12 protein-coding genes are annotated in these 17,492 nt (G+C 62.2%); 6 read left to right on the top strand and 6 right to left on the bottom strand.

Annotation, left to right across the window (positions count from 1 at the left end; translation table 11 throughout):
* Positions 1 to 29: 29 nt before the first annotated feature.
* Together ACILSQ_RS04900 and ACILSQ_RS04895 are read left to right on the top strand one after the other, a co-directional pair.
* Positions 30 to 356 (top strand): hypothetical protein, encoded by a 327-nt coding sequence (locus ACILSQ_RS04900; RefSeq protein ID WP_395742467.1) that lies wholly within the window; start codon positions 30 to 32, stop codon positions 354 to 356.
* 183 nt (positions 357 to 539) lie between these two features.
* Positions 540 to 1,475, top strand: a complete 936-nt coding sequence (locus ACILSQ_RS04895) for a sodium:calcium antiporter (protein ID WP_395742466.1) — start codon at positions 540 to 542, stop codon at positions 1,473 to 1,475.
* Positions 1,476 to 1,485: 10 nt separating this feature from the next.
* Here ACILSQ_RS04895 and ACILSQ_RS04890 read toward each other — a convergent pair whose 3' ends face one another.
* Both ACILSQ_RS04890 and ACILSQ_RS04885 read right to left on the bottom strand, forming a co-directional pair.
* Entirely contained in the window at positions 1,486 to 2,883 is a 1,398-nt protein-coding gene (locus ACILSQ_RS04890) for a N,N-dimethylformamidase beta subunit family domain-containing protein (protein WP_395742465.1), read from the bottom strand.
* A gap of 513 nt (positions 2,884 to 3,396) precedes the next feature.
* Positions 3,397 to 4,071 (bottom strand): sigma-70 family RNA polymerase sigma factor, encoded by a 675-nt coding sequence (locus ACILSQ_RS04885; protein WP_395739255.1) that lies wholly within the window; start codon positions 4,069 to 4,071, stop codon positions 3,397 to 3,399.
* A 151-nt stretch (positions 4,072 to 4,222) separates the two neighbouring features.
* On the opposite strand from ACILSQ_RS04885, the gene ACILSQ_RS04880 reads away from it, so the two are divergent.
* The 4 genes from ACILSQ_RS04880 (at position 4,223) to ACILSQ_RS04865 (ending at position 10,013) form a co-directional block, all read left to right on the top strand.
* Positions 4,223 to 5,911, top strand: coding sequence for a TolC family protein (locus ACILSQ_RS04880; protein WP_395742464.1), 1,689 nt, complete (start codon positions 4,223 to 4,225; stop codon positions 5,909 to 5,911).
* Positions 5,908 to 7,719: an efflux RND transporter periplasmic adaptor subunit gene (locus ACILSQ_RS04875; protein ID WP_395742463.1), complete on the top strand. Its 1,812-nt coding sequence runs from the start codon at positions 5,908 to 5,910 to the stop codon at positions 7,717 to 7,719. The genes ACILSQ_RS04880 and ACILSQ_RS04875 overlap by 4 nt, the downstream gene beginning before the upstream one ends.
* Positions 7,719 to 8,468 (top strand): ABC transporter ATP-binding protein, encoded by a 750-nt coding sequence (locus ACILSQ_RS04870; RefSeq protein WP_395742462.1) that lies wholly within the window; start codon positions 7,719 to 7,721, stop codon positions 8,466 to 8,468. The genes ACILSQ_RS04875 and ACILSQ_RS04870 overlap by 1 nt, the downstream gene beginning before the upstream one ends.
* An 888-nt stretch (positions 8,469 to 9,356) precedes the next feature.
* Positions 9,357 to 10,013: a LysM peptidoglycan-binding domain-containing protein gene (locus ACILSQ_RS04865; RefSeq protein ID WP_395742461.1), complete on the top strand. Its 657-nt coding sequence runs from the start codon at positions 9,357 to 9,359 to the stop codon at positions 10,011 to 10,013.
* A gap of 2,084 nt (positions 10,014 to 12,097) precedes the next feature.
* Here ACILSQ_RS04865 and ACILSQ_RS04860 read toward each other — a convergent pair.
* The 4 genes from ACILSQ_RS04860 to ACILSQ_RS04845 form a co-directional block, all read right to left on the bottom strand.
* Positions 12,098 to 13,195 carry a hypothetical protein gene (locus ACILSQ_RS04860; RefSeq protein WP_395742460.1) on the bottom strand — a complete coding sequence of 366 codons (1,098 nt, stop codon included), beginning with the start codon at positions 13,193 to 13,195 and terminating at the stop codon, positions 12,098 to 12,100.
* 181 nt (positions 13,196 to 13,376) lie between these two features.
* Entirely contained in the window at positions 13,377 to 14,018 is a 642-nt protein-coding gene (locus tag ACILSQ_RS04855) for a hypothetical protein (RefSeq protein ID WP_395742459.1), read from the bottom strand.
* Between the two features lie 63 nt (positions 14,019 to 14,081).
* Entirely contained in the window at positions 14,082 to 16,811 is a 2,730-nt protein-coding gene (locus tag ACILSQ_RS04850; protein ID WP_395742458.1) for a PVC-type heme-binding CxxCH protein, read from the bottom strand.
* Positions 16,812 to 16,979: 168 nt separating this feature from the next.
* Positions 16,980 to 17,492: an OmpA family protein gene (locus ACILSQ_RS04845; RefSeq protein WP_395742457.1), complete on the bottom strand. Its 513-nt coding sequence runs from the start codon at positions 17,490 to 17,492 to the stop codon at positions 16,980 to 16,982.

The following is a 17,492-nucleotide window of genomic DNA, read 5'->3' as shown; positions in this document are numbered from 1 at the left end:
CAAGAATCTAACGGTATCCAGTAGCATCGATGCCGTGGTACTACGCATGGACAACACCGGCTGCGGCGTCGTTCTATAAGTTTGAATCCACGGTGATGAATGCCCACGCCACCAACCTGGAATGCTCGCACGTCTGCGCCTGGCGGGACACCTGCCAGTGCCTTCGCCTGCTGGTGCGTCAGAGTGTGCTGCTGGGCGGTCACCTGGGCGGTGCGCAGCTTTCGGGGGTGGAGTCGCTCTATTATCCCCATGGTCTTCCCCCTTGTGTGAGGGCTGACGGCAGTCTGCGCTGGGACAGCTCGGAGGAAGACTCCGAACAGTTGCTGCGGTGGACCAATGACGGGCCGGGCCTGTGAAAGCATGACGGAACCTACGTCGTCACCTTGAACGCACTCCCCGCATCTTGGTCATTCCTGTCCCCAGGATGCGCCGGAAAAAAACACTCCCGCCGGCGTCGATTGCAAAATCGCCCGCCGATCACAATTGCTCCACGAGCCGCCTCGACTAGGAATGCGGGGGCCAGTCACCCCCTCTCTCCTATGTTTACAGCCATTCTTTATCTTCTTGCCGGTGTCGTGCTCGCCTGGTTCGGTGGCGAGCTGTTTGTGAGAGGCGGTGTCGGCCTGGCCGCGTGGGCTCGCTGGCCCACGGCCGTCATTGGCGTCACGGTGGCGGCGTTCGGCACCTCCTCTCCGGAGCTGATGGTGGCCATTCATGCCGCGCACGATGGCGTCCCCCAGATATCCCTGGGAGACGTGCTCGGCAGCAATGTGGTCAATGTCTCGCTCGTTCTAGGCCTCGTGCTGTCCCTCTCCGCCATGAAGGCGGAGGACAGCGGCGTCATGCGGGACTGGTTTGTCTCTCTGCTGGTTCCAGGCGTCGTGTACGCGCTGCTCATCGACGGCTGGTTTTCACGGGCGGATGCCGCGATCATGATGGGCGTCTTTTTTGTCTGGCTCATGGTCGTGATCAATCATGCCCGTGCGCATGCCGCCAAAAATCCGGCCCCGGCGGAAAAAGTCGCCGTGGGCCGCATGCTGGGCTTCAGCCTCCTGGGCCTGCTGCTCCTCATCGGCGCCGCCCAGTTCGTGGTGCATGGCGGCAGGGCGGTCGCCCTCGCGCTGGGCTGGAGCCCCTTCATCGTCGGCGCGGTCATCGTGGCGCTGGCCACCAGCACCCCGGAGCTGGCCACCACCCTCATCGCCCGCATGCGCGGACATCATGACGTGGGCCTGGGAAACATCCTCGGCAGCAGCATCTTCAATGCCCTCTTCATCGCCTCCGTCGCAGCCTTGATCCATCCCTACAAGGTCAATCTCTCCGAGATCATGCCCAGCCTCATTTTCGGTGCCCTCACCACCCTCCTCATCATTCCCGGCCCCGGCGGCCACATCGGCCGCTGGCGCGGAGTGCTGCTCCTTGGCATCTATGTCGTGTACGTGATGCTCTCGCTGGATCAAGGCACGGCGCACTGAGCCGCCCCGTTTATTTCGCCAGCCGCCCCAGCACGTTTTGCGTGATGCGCATCACCGTCGCATCGCCACCCATCAGGCCGTGCGCCCAGTCCGTGGTGGCGGCGGTGAAGACGGTGCCGCCGCGGGTGTAGAGACCCAGACAGGCCGCGCCCGTCCGCCCGATCTCCCATTTCTCATACCACTCCGCATCATCCGGATGCCAGCGCACCGGGCAGGTGGCCAGGACTTCAAAGGTCTTCGGCGTGCCGTCTTTAAACGTGGGGAAGGGGAGGCCGTCCTTCCAGGAAAGCTCGCAGCCATCGCACTCATAGCCGACGATGGTGTCCTTGCCGCCAAACTTGTCCCCCCGCTTCAGCTCGGTGCCTTCAAAGATCCAGTGCTCCGGCCGGTGCACTTCATACTCCGCGGGCTCCGTCATGAACTGCCCGTGGCTCTTCCGGTACCCGCCCCACAGAAAACCCACGCCCGTCAGCTCGTTCTCCGGCCGCTTGAGCAGATGATGGCTCCACGCGGTGCTCAGGGTTTTAAAATCGCGGGTCGCAAAGACCGGGTCCAGGTGGTAGTTCTGCTTGCAGCACGTGAAGGCGCGGCCGCCATCTTCGGCGCGCACCTGCCAGCAGCACGTGTTCCCGCTGAAAAAGGCCACGTTGCCGCCCTTGCCGATCCATGCCTCCAGGTTGTCGCGCATCGGCGTGCTCCAGTACTCGTCATGCCCCACGCTCAGCACCAGCTTGTAGCCCGCGAGAATCTCCGGCCGGAATTCCAGGTCATCATTCGCCGCAAACTCCAGTGTGTGTCCATTCTTCTCCGCCCACTGCACAAACGGCAGCTCCCAGCGCGCAAACTGGGAAGGGCCGGGCCTCTCGAAGCTCACCCGGTGCCCCTGGTTGTTGGAAAGGCTGTTGTAGGCATACACGGAAAAGCCGCCCCAGTTGTTGTACGCGTTGTACGTGTTGCTGCAAAGCTGCAGCAAAATCTTCGAAGTCCTCCCCGGCTTGGCGGAGCGCACGATGAACCACGCGCTGCTCTCCGCGCTGCGTTTGCCGCGGTGGCTCCATTTCCCGCCCGTGTCCGCCGCGCGGAATACCACTTCATAATAGCCGCTCTTCCATTTCTCACCGCTCGGCACGCGCACACTCTCCGGCCACCGGCAGCCGTTCGCAGACGCATCCTCCGGCACCGGATACGCCGCCCCGGGCACGTCAGCTTTCTTCCACACCACCTCCCGCGTCGCGCCCAGCCGCGCCACCTCGATCTCATACTTCGCCGCAGTGGTGCTCACATGAATCCCGATCTCCTCCCCCTGCGCGATGCTGCGCTGCCCGGCATAGCCTTCAATGAACAGCGGCACCGGCTCCGCCGCGTGCAGGGAGGAAAGAACAACAAAGAGAGCAATGAGAAGACGCATGGTCAGACCGCTACGTGACGGAAACGCGGTCACTTTCAGCGGGCGCTTCCAGCCCGGCGCTCATTGGACGTCTCTCAAAGCCGTCGAGATCACCCGCTCCACCCCATTGCCAGGCGCCCGCTCAGAAAGAGTCGCTGCATCCCGGCTGCCCGTGCGGGTCGGGCGCAGCACGTAGCACCGCCCGGCCACCGCGGTGAATCTCATCGGAGCATAGCCATAGGGGCGGCAGACATCGCTGACCTTGAGAACCGTCTCTCCAGCCGGCAGGCGAAAACTTTCCCGCAGCCGCCAGAAGGCCGTGGGCTGGTCATTGATAAAAGACGGCGAGACCTTCCGCCCAAAACCCATGAAGCCGCGCAAGCCTGACGCATCCGCGGAAATTAAACTGGCGTGAGGACGCTGCGCCGGTGCATTCCGAAACACATTCGGTGCCTCACATCCCGTGACCAGCAAAGCTCCCGCAGCGCATGAAAGCACGCGGTGCCAGAAGGAAAGCTTCATCGCCTTCTCTCTCTACTCCTCCGCCTCCGCCAGCTTCGCCGCCTCGCGTTTCAAGATGCGCCCCACGCGGTGCTTCGCCAGGTACACCTGCGCCGCATTCACCCCCAGCTCCTTCTTCACGCGCTCAGGGCTCCAGCCCTTCAGCACATAGCAGGAGAAAATCTGAAACTGCCGCGGAGACACCAGCGCGCGCACACGCCGCAGCGCGATGTCCATCACCTTGTCCTGCCACTCCTTTTCCCACAGCTTTTCCAGCGCCACCCCGTTCGGGTCCGCGCACCGGTCGATGGGCGCCGTGCGCCGCTCATCCGTCTCATCCGCATACAGGTTCGCCTCGCGGCTCTGCTGCTTCTTCCGGCGGCGGAACTGGTCCAGAATCCGCCACCGCGCCTGGTTCAGCAGAAAGGATTTGAAGGACCCCAGGCTCGTGTCGAATTTCTTCTTCTGCAGGTTCTTCGCCACGCCGATGAAAGTTTCCTGCACCACGTCATTCGCCTCGTCATCGCTCAGCCCCGTCTTGCGCGCCACGTGGAAGACGAAGCCCGAGTACGTGCGGTAAAATTCATCCCAGCTCGCCCAGTCGTCCCAGTTGTCCAGTTTCTCGATCAGCGTCTTCCGGGTCGGGGGGGATCCGGACGTCTCCTTGAGGAGTTCTTCAGTTTCAGCGACTTTGGGCAGGTCGGACATGCAGTGGGGGGGCGGAATAGTAACGGCGCCTGAGGTGGAGGCAACGAGGTTTTGTCATCCATTCGATAGATCGTCTGAAGGTCAGCCGTATTGCATGGCCCCCCAAAACCACCATCCCGGCCCAACCACCCCAATGCCGGTCAGCTCCCCCATGCCAAAACATCGCCCTTTCCAGCCCGCCGTAGCGCTCCTCACGCTGCTGGCACTGGGACTGAGCGCCTGCAGCACGGGCTTCTACAAGAAGTGGGCGGACAAGGAGACCTTCGGCATCCTGCGCAAAAAGGCCAGCAAGGTGCCAAATTCCGGAGACGCCTTCCTGAACATCAGCCCCCCGCCCCCCGTCAGGATGGAGGAACTCCGCAAAAGCATGAAAAAGGAGGAGTTCCTCGGAGACCGCTCCTTTGTGGAGGAAAACGCCCGCGTCGTCAGCCTGGCGGAGGCTCTGAACTTCGCGGTGCACCGCAATCGTACCTACCTCACCCAGAAGGAGGCCGTGTATCAGGCGGCCCTGGGCCTCACCCTCACACGCCAGCAGTTCAGCCCCATCTTCGCCGGCTCAGGCTCCGCCACCAAGTCCAGCACCGTCTCCCTCTCGGGTGTCAACAGCCTCGTCCGCACCTCCACCCAGACCACCACCGGCAGCCTCGGCGTCTCCGCCCTCACCCGCACCGGCGCCCAGCTCGCCACAAACCTCACCAGCAATTTCGTCCGCTACCTCACCGGCGGCGGCAGGGGCAATGGCCTTTCCCAGCTCGGCCTCTCCCTCACCCAGCCTCTCCTCAGCGGCGCCGGCTATCTTTCCGCCTCGGAGGCCCTCACGCAGAATGAGCGCAGCGTCCTCTACGCCATCCGCACTTTCGCCCAGTATCGCAAATCCTTCGCCGTGGACATCGCCACCCAGTACTTTGGCGTCATCCAGTTGCGCGAGACCGCCCGCAACGCCTACCTCGCCTTCAAAGCCTTTGATTTCGTCGTGGCCCGTGAGACCGCCATGCAGAAGGAAAATGCCGCAAACAGCACCAAGTCCTCCGTCTTCCGTCTCGTCCAGTCCCGCATCGTCTTCGAGCGTTCTTGGATCAGCGCCATCCGTGACTACGAGCAGGCCCTGGATGACCTCAAGGTCAATCTCGGCCTCCCCGTCACCGAGCGCATCGTCCTCGACTACAAGGACAAGGACGCCCTCCAGATCATCGAATCGCCCGGCACCCTCGATGAAGCCATCACCGTCATGCTCAACAGCCGCCTCGATCTGCTGAATTTGCGTGACCAGGTCGAGGACGCCAGCCGTAAGGTTCTCATCGCCAAACAGCAGGCTCTTCCCTCCGTCAATGCCCTCGTCAATTACAGCGTCCTCGACAACCCCAACCGCACCGACTACGCCCTCCTGCCCGGAAACCGCAATCTCAGCATGGGCCTCAACACCGACCTCAACCTCAACCAGAAGCCCGAGCGAAACATCCTCCGTTCCGCCATCATCACCGAGCAGCAGGCCAGACGTGCGCAGGATCTCGCCGAGGAAAATGCCCGCAGCGACGTCCGCACCGGCTGGCGTGACCTCCAGCTCGCCCGCAAGCAGTACGAGCTCGCCAAGATCGGCATGGACATCAGCACCCAGCGTCTCGAGGTCGAGGAAGCCTTCAATGCCGAAGGCATCGGCACCGCCATCAACCTCGTCGATGCCCAGCGCGACATGAACACCACCCGAAACCTCATGGTCTCCACCACCATCAACCACACCCTCGTCCGGCTGCGCCTGTGGCGGGACATGGGCGTGCTCTTCATCGAGAAAGATGGCGGCTGGGTGGACGTATTGAACAAGGAAAAGCCTAAAGGAGAATGAAGAAGGGAAAATCCAGAAAAGGAATCATCACCGCCGGCGTCAGTGCTCTCGCCCTCGTCGGCTGGTGGAGCATGTCCGGTGGCGGTGCCACCGCGGAGAAAGTCCCCACCTTCATCGTGCAGCGCGGCCCCTTGGAGATCAATGTGCTCCAGGGCGGTGAAATCCGCGCCCTGCAGAACAATGAAGTGAAGAGCGAGATCGAGATCCCCACCAAGATTCTCAACCTCATCCCCGAAGGCTACCTCATCACCGAAGAAGACGTCAAGGACGGCAAGGTCCTCATCGAGCTCGACAGCACCGACCTCAAGACCAAGATCGAAACCCACGAGATCGAGTTCCAGACCACCGTTTCAAACTACATCGACGCGGACGAAAACCGCGAGATCCAGAAGAGCGAAAACCAGACCCTGGTGCGCGACACCAAGCAGGTGGCCATCTTCGCCCTCATGGACTTTGAAAAATACCTCGGTCGTGAAGTCACCGGCGCCATCCTCACCGCTGCAAAGCTCCCCCCGGACGTGGAAGCCTTTGAAAAATACGCGGACGTCCTGGAAACCCAGGCCAACACCCCCGTCAACTCCGAGGCCGCCATCGCCAAACACGGCGCCTCCGGCAAGGAAAAAGCCCCCAAAAAAACCGTCGCCGCCCCGCCCGTGAGCGAGATGATCGACTTCACCCCTTTCCTGGAGCAGAAGGCCCAGAGCGATGGCGAGGCGCAGCAGAAGCTTCGCCAGCTCGAAGATGACCTCCTCCTGCACCGCTCTGAGCTGGCCCTGGCCAAGCAGAAAGTCGAGTCCTCCAAACGTCTCGCAGAAAAGAAGTTCGTCACCGCCGCCCAGATGGAAAATGACGAGGTCAGCTTTGACAAGGTGGAGCTCTCCGTGAAGACCTCGGAAACCGCGCTCGCCCTCTTCAAGAAATACGAGTTCAGCAAGCAGTGCGCCACCTACCTCGCCGCCTACCGCGAAGCCCTGAACAAGCTGCAGCGCACCATCCGCGCCAACCGCTCCCGCATGGCCCAGGCGGAGACCCGTTTCAGCACCGCCAAGCGGCGCTACGAAATGGAGCTCGCCCAGCGTGAAAACCTCGAGCAGCAGCTCAAGGCCTGCGTGATCAGGGCCCCCCAGCCCGGCCTCGTCGCCTACGGAGACCTCAACGCCAGCTCCTCCTACAACTACAACAACAGCATCGAGGAAGGCGCCACCGTCCGCCTTCGCCAGACCATGCTCACCATTCCGGACATGAGCCAGATGGGCGTCCGCGTGAATGTCCATGAGTCCCAGATCAAAAAGGTCCGCATCGGCCAGCCCGTGAAGGTCCGTGTGGATGCCGAGCCCGGCAAGGAGCTGGACGGCCGCGTCGCCGAGCTCGCCGTCCTGCCAGACTCCAGCAGCAGCCGTTACACCCCGAATTTGAAGGTCTATCCCTGCACCATCCACATCAATGGCTACCACCCCTGGATGAAGCCCGGCATGAACGCCAAGGTCGAAATCATCGTCGATCAGCTCGCCGACGTCCTCTACGTCCCCGTCCAGTCCATCGAGGTCGAGCAGGACCACCACTTCTGCTACATCAGCAACAACGGCGCCCTCGAGCGCCGTGAGATCAGCACCGGCCTCTTCAACGACGAATTCATCGAAGTGCGCGACGGTCTCAACGGCGGCGAAGCCGTCGCACTCGCCCTGCCGAAGAAGGCCGAGACCGACATGGGCGGCAGCGGCAGGTCCGAGCATCCCGAGGGAGACCCCGGCAAGCCCAAGTCCTCCAAGAAGCCCAAGGAAAAAGCCGTGGCCGTCGCCAAACCGTGATGCCGGACACCGAGCCCATCATCAAGCTGGTGGACATCTGCAAGAGCTACCAGATGGGGGAGACCCTCCAGCACGTGCTCCAGGGCGTCTCCGTCTCCATTTATCCCGGCGAGTACGTCTGCATCATGGGCCCCTCCGGCTGCGGCAAGTCCACGCTGCTCAATGTCCTCGGCTGCCTCGACCAGCCCACCACCGGAGACTACTACCTCGGCGGCCTCAACGTCGCCCACCTGGAGGATGACGACCTCTCCGCCGCCCGAAACAAAAACCTCGGCTTCATCTTCCAGAGCTACAATCTCATCCAGCAGCTCAGTGTCATCGAAAACATCGCCGTCCCCATGTACTATGGCGGCGCCAATGACACCGACATGATCGAAACCGGCACCCGCCTCGCCACCCAGGTCGGCCTGGAGCACCGCCTCTACCACAAGCCCACCGAGCTCTCCGGCGGCCAGCAGCAGCGTGTCGCCATCGCCCGCGCCCTCTCCAACAATCCCCTCGTCATCCTCGCAGACGAAGCCACCGGAAACCTCGACTCCAAATCCGGCAAGGAAATCCTCGACCTCTTCGACGATCTCAACCAGCAGGGCAAAACCCTCGTCTTCGTCACCCACGACGAGCGCATGGTCGAGCGCTGCACCCGCATCATCCGCCTCAAAGACGGCGTCGTCGAGCACGACCAGGCCGGCGCCAAAGCCGACCGCCTCCGCGGCAAGGTCATCGGCCAGCACTACGGCCTAGCCGCATAGTAGCCATCTCGCTCCGCGAGATGAGCCCAGCGCCCCCGCCGCCCCCGGGACATCCGCACAACACGCGCGCCGCTCCCCCCCCAATGGGTCAGACAGGCCCCATCAGGCCCTATAAGACTTATCCGGCCTATAAGTCCTATTTCAGCGCCTCGTCCATCCCCTTCCCATCCGCTCCAGGCAAGGGGATGCCCAGCCATCCTCGCCGTCCTGGGAGCGCCGGTTTTTAACCGGCTCCGGGTGCCGCTCCGCCTGCAGGTGAGCCCCGAACCTCTCACCACAGCCCCATTTTCAAAGGATCGTGGTATAAATGTCGCTCTTTTGGTTCTCTTGGCAAGAGATGCTACTTGCCAAGTTTCACTAAAATGGGTTTTTTCAGCAAATGATGAAACCGGCTGAAAAAGTGAACGAAGCAGAGTTGCTGCCGCAGTTCCAGAGACGTGGCTGAGATTCGGCATGCAGCCCCCAAAAACAAAAAGCGCAGTCAGATCGAATGTTCACAGCCAATCTCTTGGGCCCGCATTCTCAAAGTCCACCAGAAACTCCCATTTTCTTGCCAGAAAAACCATCTTCCAATACCAATACCACCACCGTTGGATGACCTCGGAACCTGCTTTTTGACAAAGGAATAAGGAGCAAAGGAATGCAGATTTCAGAATTCCAAATTCCAAATTCAAGATTCCAGATCAGACATCCACCATTCCCTTGCCCCGCATTCCCTCGCCAAAAGCAGCGCCCCCTCAAAGCAAGAAACCCCAATCCAAAGGTCCGGAAAAAATCTTTTGACCCTCAATTTTTCACCCTCTTTCCGATCCTTAATCCATAGAGTGCCTCCCCCCCCGGATGAAATCATCCGTGACTTTTCTCTGACACCCCGCAATCATCCCACCCATGGCCCAATACACCGTTCAGCCCGGCGACAACCCTTCCAAGATCGCGGCATCCTTCGGCATGACGCTCGATCAGTTTCAAAGCGAAAACCCCACCCTCGTCGAATGGGGCACCGGCCGCTGGAAGGTGCTCTTCCCCGGCCAGATCGTAAATGTGGACACTGCCGGAATGGCCGGCCCCATCGGAGACCCCGCCGCGCAGGCCGCTCCCACGGACTTCGCCGCCCCGCCGCCCTGGATGCAGATCGCCATCATGGAAGTCGGCGTCCAGGAATGGGCCGGAGCGGCGGACAACCCGCGCATCCTCGAATACCTCCAAAGCTGCGGCATCAGCGGCAGCCTGCTGCACGACGAAACCGCCTGGTGCGCCGCCTTTGTGAACTGGTGCGTGCTCCGCGCCGGATTCAAGCCCCGCGGCAGCGCCAAAGTCTCCGACTGGTGGACCTGGGGCCGCCCCGTCGTTCCCACCTACGGCTCCATCTGCATCCTCCAGCCCCTCACCGTCGATCAGGCCGGCAGCGGCCACATCGGCTTCCTCCACGCCCAGGACGACACCAACGTCTGGCTCCTCAGCGGCAACTCCCACAACCAGGTCCGCATCGCCGCCTACCCCAAAAGCAAACTCATCCCCAACGCCCCCTTCCGCTGGGCCTTTTGACGAACGATGACAGGCTCGCCAAATCCATTTGCTTGAGAGTTGCAATAAGGTCCGCGAATCCCCCTGAATACACCCTCTGCTTCTCGCCTTGCCCGTACTCCTTCGCGTGTCACGCGGCCTGAAGGGCCGCAGGACTCAGCCCAGGGCGCCGCGAGGCACGAGCAAGCCCTGGGTCACGCATGCCATACACCCTCCTCGCTCATCCTCATCCCCAACGCCCCCTTCCGCTGGTCCTTTTGACGAACGATGACAGGCTCGCCAAATCCATTTGATTGAGAGTTGCAATAAGGTCCGCGAATCCTCCTGAATACATCTTCTGCGGTCGTCTTGTCTGCGGGTTGTCGCAGGCCACGCGGCCTGAAGGGCCGCCGGACTCAGCCCAGGGCGCAGCGCAGCAAGCCCTGGGTCACGCATGCCATACACCCTCCTCGCCAAAGGTCGCGCTCTGAAGGAGCGCGGGAAAGGCGGCTTCAATCCCACGCCCGCCTCCCGCCCTCCCATCCACGCATCGTGTGATAACGTCGCACCGAAATTCCGGCACCTCAGCAATCAAAAATCGATGGCTCATCAACGTGTTTTCCGAAGCTCGCAGAGCGAAGGATGAATCGTCAATCAAGCACGCTCCCAGGTTCTCGAAACCCCATCGATCCACGAAAAACTGAAGCCCGCCCAGCATCCAAGCTCCGTCCTTTCCCACGCCCCTCCGACACCTCCTCCAGCCCCGTTTTCAATGGTTCGTGGCCTCACACCACAGGCAGTTGAAATCGAGTCTGGAAAGAAGCACGAGCAAGGAGGCCTCCTTGACCAATAGAGAGCACAGCCTGGCATGGCCGTAGGACGGTCGTGGCGACAGCCCGCCCGTCTTCGAGCGCGTCGCAAACCCTGAGGCGAACAAACCTCCTCGAATCCAAACGGTTTGGCGGAGGAATCGTCGAAACATCGAACATTCGACTCCACCCACGACCGGCCTGCGTCCGCCGCAGGCATGGCCGTAGGACGGTCGTGGCGACAGCCCGCCCGTCTTCGAGCGCGTCGCAAACCCTGAGGCGAACGAACCTCCTCGAATCCAAACGGTTTGGCGGAGGAATCGTCGAAACATCGAACATTCGACGCCACCCACGACCGGCCTGCGCCGCCGCAGGCATGGCCGTAGGACGGTCGTGGCGACAGCCCGCCCGTCTTCGAGCGCGTCGCAAACCCTGAGGCGAACAAACCTCCTCGAACCCAGGCAGCTTGGCGGAGGAATCGTCGAAACATCGAACATTCGACGCCACCCACGACCGGCCTGCGCCCGCCGCAGGCATGGCCGTAGGACGGTCGTGGCGACAGCCCGCCCGTCTTCGAGCGCGTCGCAAACCCTGAGGCGAACAAACCTCCTCGAATCCAAACGGTTTGGCGGAGGAATCGTTGAAACATCGAACATTCGACTCCACCCACGACCGGCCTGCGCCCGGAATGCACGTGTTCGAAAACCGATCCGCTGCGACTGCCCTGCAGCCCCGTTTTCAATAAGTTCGTGCCATGAGACCTCACACCCGTTGTTTCGCAACACCTCAGAGCCCTTCAAAAGCGGACTCAAAAGAACCTCTGCGGCGTTCCAGCCTCCCGAATAGAGCGGTCCGCAAAACTCATTTCCGCCTAGCCTAAAACGGGAATGGATGGCCTGCGCAACACACGGAATCCTCGAAAAAAGCCTTCCAAACCACTCACTCCAAAGGTGAGGCGTTTGGGCTTGGGTTTTTGTCTGATTTTCCGTTTGTTCCGTGTATTCCGTAGGCCGTCATCTCTTTTTCTGGGTTTAGCGGGCTGTTTCTTGATCGCGCCTCATGGACTTCGACGGCGGCTGGCTGAGGACAGCCAGTCCTAACCTGCGCTGGGCACTCGCATGCCTGGCGTGAGGTAGGAAGGCTGGTCCTCCAGCCTCCGCCGAACGTCTCCACGCGCCCCTGACCGGAAATCCGGTTTGGAAAACGCTATAACTGCAGTGCCAATCCCCGGCCATTCCCTTGCTCCTTCATTCCCCTGCCAAAAAAACAGCACTCCCTCGCGACGAACAGCGTCCGCCATATCCCCCAATGTCCGCCTCACCTCTCCGTAGGCTCACGCATCAGGTTCAGCACGCGGGAGCGGTCCACCACCGGCGTGGCTTTCGGCTGGGCCGGGGTGTCAGCCTTGGGGGTGGAAACCGGTGCGGAGGCCGTGGCAGGCTTCGCCTTGGGTTTGGAAGAAGTGGAAGACGTGGAAGACTTCTTCTTCGAAGAAACCGCAGCCACCGTTTTAGGCTTCGCCACCGGGGCAGGGGACTCCGCCGCGGTCCTTGCCTCCGCCTTCGCCTTTTCCGCCTTGGCATAGGCCTCCGCTTTCATCTCGGCATCCGCCTTCGCCTTGTCAGCCATCGCCTTCGCCGCGGCCTCTTCCAGGGCCTTGGCCTCCGCTCTGGCGGCCGCTCTCGCCTGCGCCTCGGCTTCCTTCCTCGTCTTGGCCTCGGCATCTGCCAGCGCTTTGTCCGCCCTCACCTGGGCTTCGGCTTCCTCCCTGGCCTTCGCCTCGGCATCCGCCAGCGCCTTGTCCGCCTTGGCTTTTGCTTTCGCCTCGGCCTTCGCCAGGGCATCCGCTTCGGCTTTGGTCTTGGCCTCAGCATCCGCCACGGCTTTCGCCTCCGCCTTCAGCCTGGCTTCTTCCTCAGCCTTCGCTTTGGCTGCCGCCCGGGCCAGCGCTTTCGCCTCGTCCCTGGCCTTCGCCTCCGCCGCGGCCGCTTCATTGGCGATGCCCCGGACAGCTACGGCACCGTCGGGAATGATGGAACTGCCATCAATGCGGATCTTGGCGGTCTCATCCTGGCCGATGTAGAGACGGTCGTTCTGCTTGGCCGTCGCTTTTCCGCTGGCTTCGGAAAACTCCGGGGTGATGGAGATGCTGTCAGCCTGCAGCCAGATGGGAGGCGTGCTGTTTTTCACCAGCAGGGCGCCACCGGTCGCCTGATGGCTTTCGCGCCCCCATTGATCACGTGTGGTGTCAATTTTCTGAGCGTAGAGCCGTGCAACGCCGGCTTGACGCGTGGCAGGGTACTGCCGCAGCAGGGCTTCTGAGGAGAGCTTGAATTCAGCCGGTTCGGGCGCAGTGGAGCTGCAACTGCTGAGGCCGATGGCGGCGGCGAGAAGGCCGGTACGAAAGAAAGTCATGGTGGGGGAAGGGTTCTGCGTCGTCGAATCAGCATTCAACGAATGTGACAGGGCCGAAACCTTCCATGATTGCAGAAAATCTTCCGGATGCAAACAGGCCACGCGCAGTCTGCTTCTCCCGGCCCGCGCTCCATTACCGCTCATCCAGGGGCGGGCTGCCGCCGCGGCACCCTGAAATCATTCAGCGTTCCGTGGGCTCCCGCATCAGGTTGAGCAGCCGCGGCCGGTCCACCCCCTGCGTTTCTTTGGGCTTATTCTCCTCAGAAGGCGGGCTGCTCTTCTTCGCCTTGGGCTTGGCGGCGGCCTTCGGCTTGTTCCGCTTCGGCGCAGGCGGCGGCGCTGGTTCTGCCACGGCAGGTGCGGGGGCCGTGGCCTCGGCCTCCGCCGCCGGCTCTGCTTCCGCGGAGATCTTGCGGATGAGATGCGCGCCGTCCGGCTTCAGCGTGGTCCCCTCCAGGCGGAACTTCGTGGCGTCATACCCGATGTAAAGCCGGTCGTTCATCTTCACCGTCGCCTTGCCGTAGGTTTCACAAGATTCGGGGGTCACGGTCAGCCCGGGGGCCATCACCTGGATCGGCGGCACCGCGTCGATCACATACAGCGCCCCTCCCGTGGCGCGGTACATCCGGTTCCCGGCATCATCCCGCCCCGTCTCGATCACCCCGGCATACAGCCGTCCCGCCTCGGTCGTCCTCCGCGCCGGGTACTTCTGGTTCAATGCGTCCGCTGAAAGCCTGAACTCCTGCGGCTCCGGCGCCTTGGAAAAGCTGCACGCGCCAAGACTCAAACCAACGGCCAGGATGCTGAGACGAAAAAAGATCATGCCCCGGATTTAAACGGGACATGCCTCTTCGGGCAAGCCTTCAATGCGCCTCCTCCTCGCCGATTATTTGCCCGTGCGCAAATACGCCACGATGTCCGCCACATCCTGCGCATTCAGGCCCAGTTGTGTGGCATTCAGCATCATGCTGTGGTTCAGCTTGCGCCGGCTCTTGATGCGGGACTTCGCCACATACTGGTTCTGCCCCCCCATGCTCCGCACGATCATGATGTCCCCCTCCGTCAGCACCATCCCATGAATGGTCACGCCATCCTTGGTCACAATCTCCTGCCCCTCATATCCATGGGCGATGTCCTTGCTCGGATCGATCAGCGCCTGCGCAATGATCTCCCCCGGCTGGCTCCGGCCCCACCCTTCCAGGTTCGGCCCAAACTCCACCCCCTGCCCATTGATCTGGTGGCACATCACACACCGCGTCACCAGTTGCGCCCCGTTCTTCACATTCCCCTTCAGCTTCATCACCTCCTCCACCTTCACCGTGCTGGGAGCCGCATCTGGAGTGACGATGGTGATGAGCTTCGCGCTCTCCGGATCAAAGATCCCCTCCTTCTTCAAAGCCTGCGGAATCCCGAACGCCGCCCACTCATCCGTGCTCCGCTTGATCAGCCACCACATGACATCAGCATGAATCGGCGATTCCTTGTCCCTGGCCAGCCCGAGCACCGCCTCCGCCGCGTTTGCCGCTGGAATGAATGCCAGCGTGTCCAGCGCCAGCTTCCGCTGCTCCGCCGTCAGCTTGCCGTCGGCGGCCCTTTTTGCCAGATCCGACACACAAGTGGCAGGGTGCAGCCGCCAGGTGATGTGGGCAAAATCATCGCTCCACGACCCCACCGGCTTCAGCGCCGTCCACACCGCCTCCTCCTTGCCCTCACACCCGATGCCCCAGGCCTCCAGCAGCGAACGGTCCCCGCCATCGATGTGATGGGAGAGCTTCACCAGCAGCGGCACGCTCTGCGCCGCAGGCACATCCCGCAGCGCCACCGCCACCTCGCTGCGCACCATGGATGAAAGATCGGTCGTCAGATTGCTGAGAATGTCGATCACATCACTCGTCGCCGCACGGATCGCACGCAGCGCCACCAGCCGCTTGGTGGCGTCTTCGGACTCCAGCCACACGCGTGCGGAAATGAGCCCTGGATCACCAAGCTGCGCGAGCAGCCACACCGCACGCGCGGCGATGTAAGGATTGGCATTGTCCCGCAGCTTCAGCACCGCAGGCATGATCTCATCCCCGGCGGCTCTCAGCCGCGTGAAGCCCACATGTCGCACATTCGTGGCAGGCGACTGCAGCGCGGCGATCTGCCCTTCGGTCGTGCTGAGATCGATGGCGGGCACCTTGGATTTGAAACCCTTCGGTGCGATGCGGTAGATCGTGCCGCTGCAGGTTTCATCCGTGTCCTGGTGGCCGCCGGTGCGTTTGTCAAACCAGTCGCTCACATAGATCGCTCCATCGGGGCCCACGCAGACATCCGAAGGACGGAACAGAGTGTGGCGGTCGTCGGAGAGGTTGTTCGCACCGCCCACGAAGTCGCTGCCTTTGAAGACACCGGTGGTGTTGGTCGTGCAGAAATCAAAGCGCTCCAGCTTGAAGCCCGCGCCTTCCGGTTTCGGCAGGTAGCCGAAGACCACGTTGCGCCCGGTTTCGCAGCTCAGCAGCAGGCCGTTCCATTTGTCACCCAGCGCGCCGTTTTCATAGAAGCACATGCCGGTGGGCGCGCCGCCGCCATACACGTCGCCGGCGGGAATGCTGCCGGGATCTTCCTGGCGCCACTCCGCGGTGGGAATGCTCTGGCCGGGGCGCTTGTCGGCGCGCCACTGGCGTTTGCCATCGCGGGAGAAGAAACCGAAGCTGCCGCCTTCGATGAGGTGGCTCACACGGCAGGCGGGCGGATCGTCGTTATCGTTGAGAAACATGTCGCCGTAGCTGGTGCGCACGCCTTCAAAGCTGTTGCGGTAGTTGTAGCCCAGGATGCGCGCCTTGTGGCCGTCCGGATCAATGCTGGCGGTGAAACCACCGACATAGACGTGCCCGTCGTCGCTTTTCGCGCCTGCATAGGGATTGTTCAGATAAGCGCCGCCGATGCGGAAGGTGGTGCCGCTCTTGTCGCTGAACTGCGCCCCGCAGTTGCCGTTGCTGAAATAGAGGCGGCCATCGGGGCCGGCATAGACGCTGTGGAGGCTGTGGTCATGCTGCGGCTGCTCAAAGCCGCTGAGAAAGATCTCGCGCTTGTCCACCGCGGGGTCGAACTTCAGATCACGGTTCACATCAGTGTACTTGATGATGTGCGGAGCGTTGGAGACGAAGATGACGTTGTCGAAAACGGCGACGCCCAGCGGGCACTCAAGCTCCTTCTCACGCACGAAGACGTGGCTGCTGTCGCACTTGCCGTCTCCATCCGTGTCCTGCAAAATGCGCACGCAGTCACCCTCACGGCTGCGGCCGCTGTGGCGGCGGTAGTTGACGCCTTCAGTGACCCAGACGCGGCCCGCGTGGTCGATGTCCATGTTGGCCGGATTGAAAAGCTGCGGCGAGGTGGCCCACACCGTGATCTCGAAACCCTCGGGCACTTTGAAGGCGCTCGGTTCGAGGTGGTCAGGCTTCACCTGCGCTGGGTCAAAGGCCGGCGTGTTCGCATCGGGAGTGAAAGCCGGCTTTCCCGCGACGAAGGGGCCTTTGTCCTTTTTGCCTTTGGCGGGTTTGTCCGGGTTTGCGGACATGAATGCAAACGGCGCCACCAAGGCGAGAACGACAAGAAGGTTTTGACGGTTGGGCATGATTGGGGGGCAGAAGGAACGGGCGGAACGCCATGATCTTGCGTGAGGAGTCGCGTGCTCCGACGCAAGTCAGGTGGACACGACGAGACATTCGGCAAAGCTGAACGCCGCCGTGCGCCAGCGCACGACCTTGCCGCGTTCCTCCAGTCCGTGCCAGCGCGGCTCCCGCTACTGCCGGTAGATGACCACCACGTCCGAGGACGGGCCGCTGGGGGAGAAATCATTGCCGAAGCCGACGGTCTGGAGATTGGCGGCTTCGAGCCCGAGTTCAATGAGACGCTGCCGCACCGCCAGGGCCCGGCGCTCGGAGATGGAACGCGCGTGATCCTGGGGCAGATTGGGCGGCGCATAGCCGGCGATCAGCAGGCGGGCCTTTTTATTACCCTTGCTCATCTCCTGCACGAAGCCGCGCAGGGCATGCTGATGTGATTCGGTGAGCCTGAAGTCCGCATTTTCAAACACCAGGGCGGGGCAGGCGGGCTTGAGGCTGTTGCTCAACGGGGAGGTGTAGCCCTCGCGCGGCCCCAGCGCAAAGACGACCGCCTCGGAGGACGTGCTGCTCAAAAAGGAAGGCATGGGCAGGCTGCCGCAGGAGGCCAGCAGTACACTGCTGCAAAGGAGGGCTGTGCGGATGGCGCGCTGGTTCCGTCGGTTCATCTTTGGCTGGGCGTCATTCATCAT

It is taken from the genome of Prosthecobacter sp., assembly GCF_044227185.1.
GTDB lineage: Bacteria > Verrucomicrobiota > Verrucomicrobiia > Verrucomicrobiales > Verrucomicrobiaceae > Prosthecobacter.
Note: the sequence above shows the minus strand (reverse complement) of the source record. Positions and strands in the feature narration are given on the sequence as shown.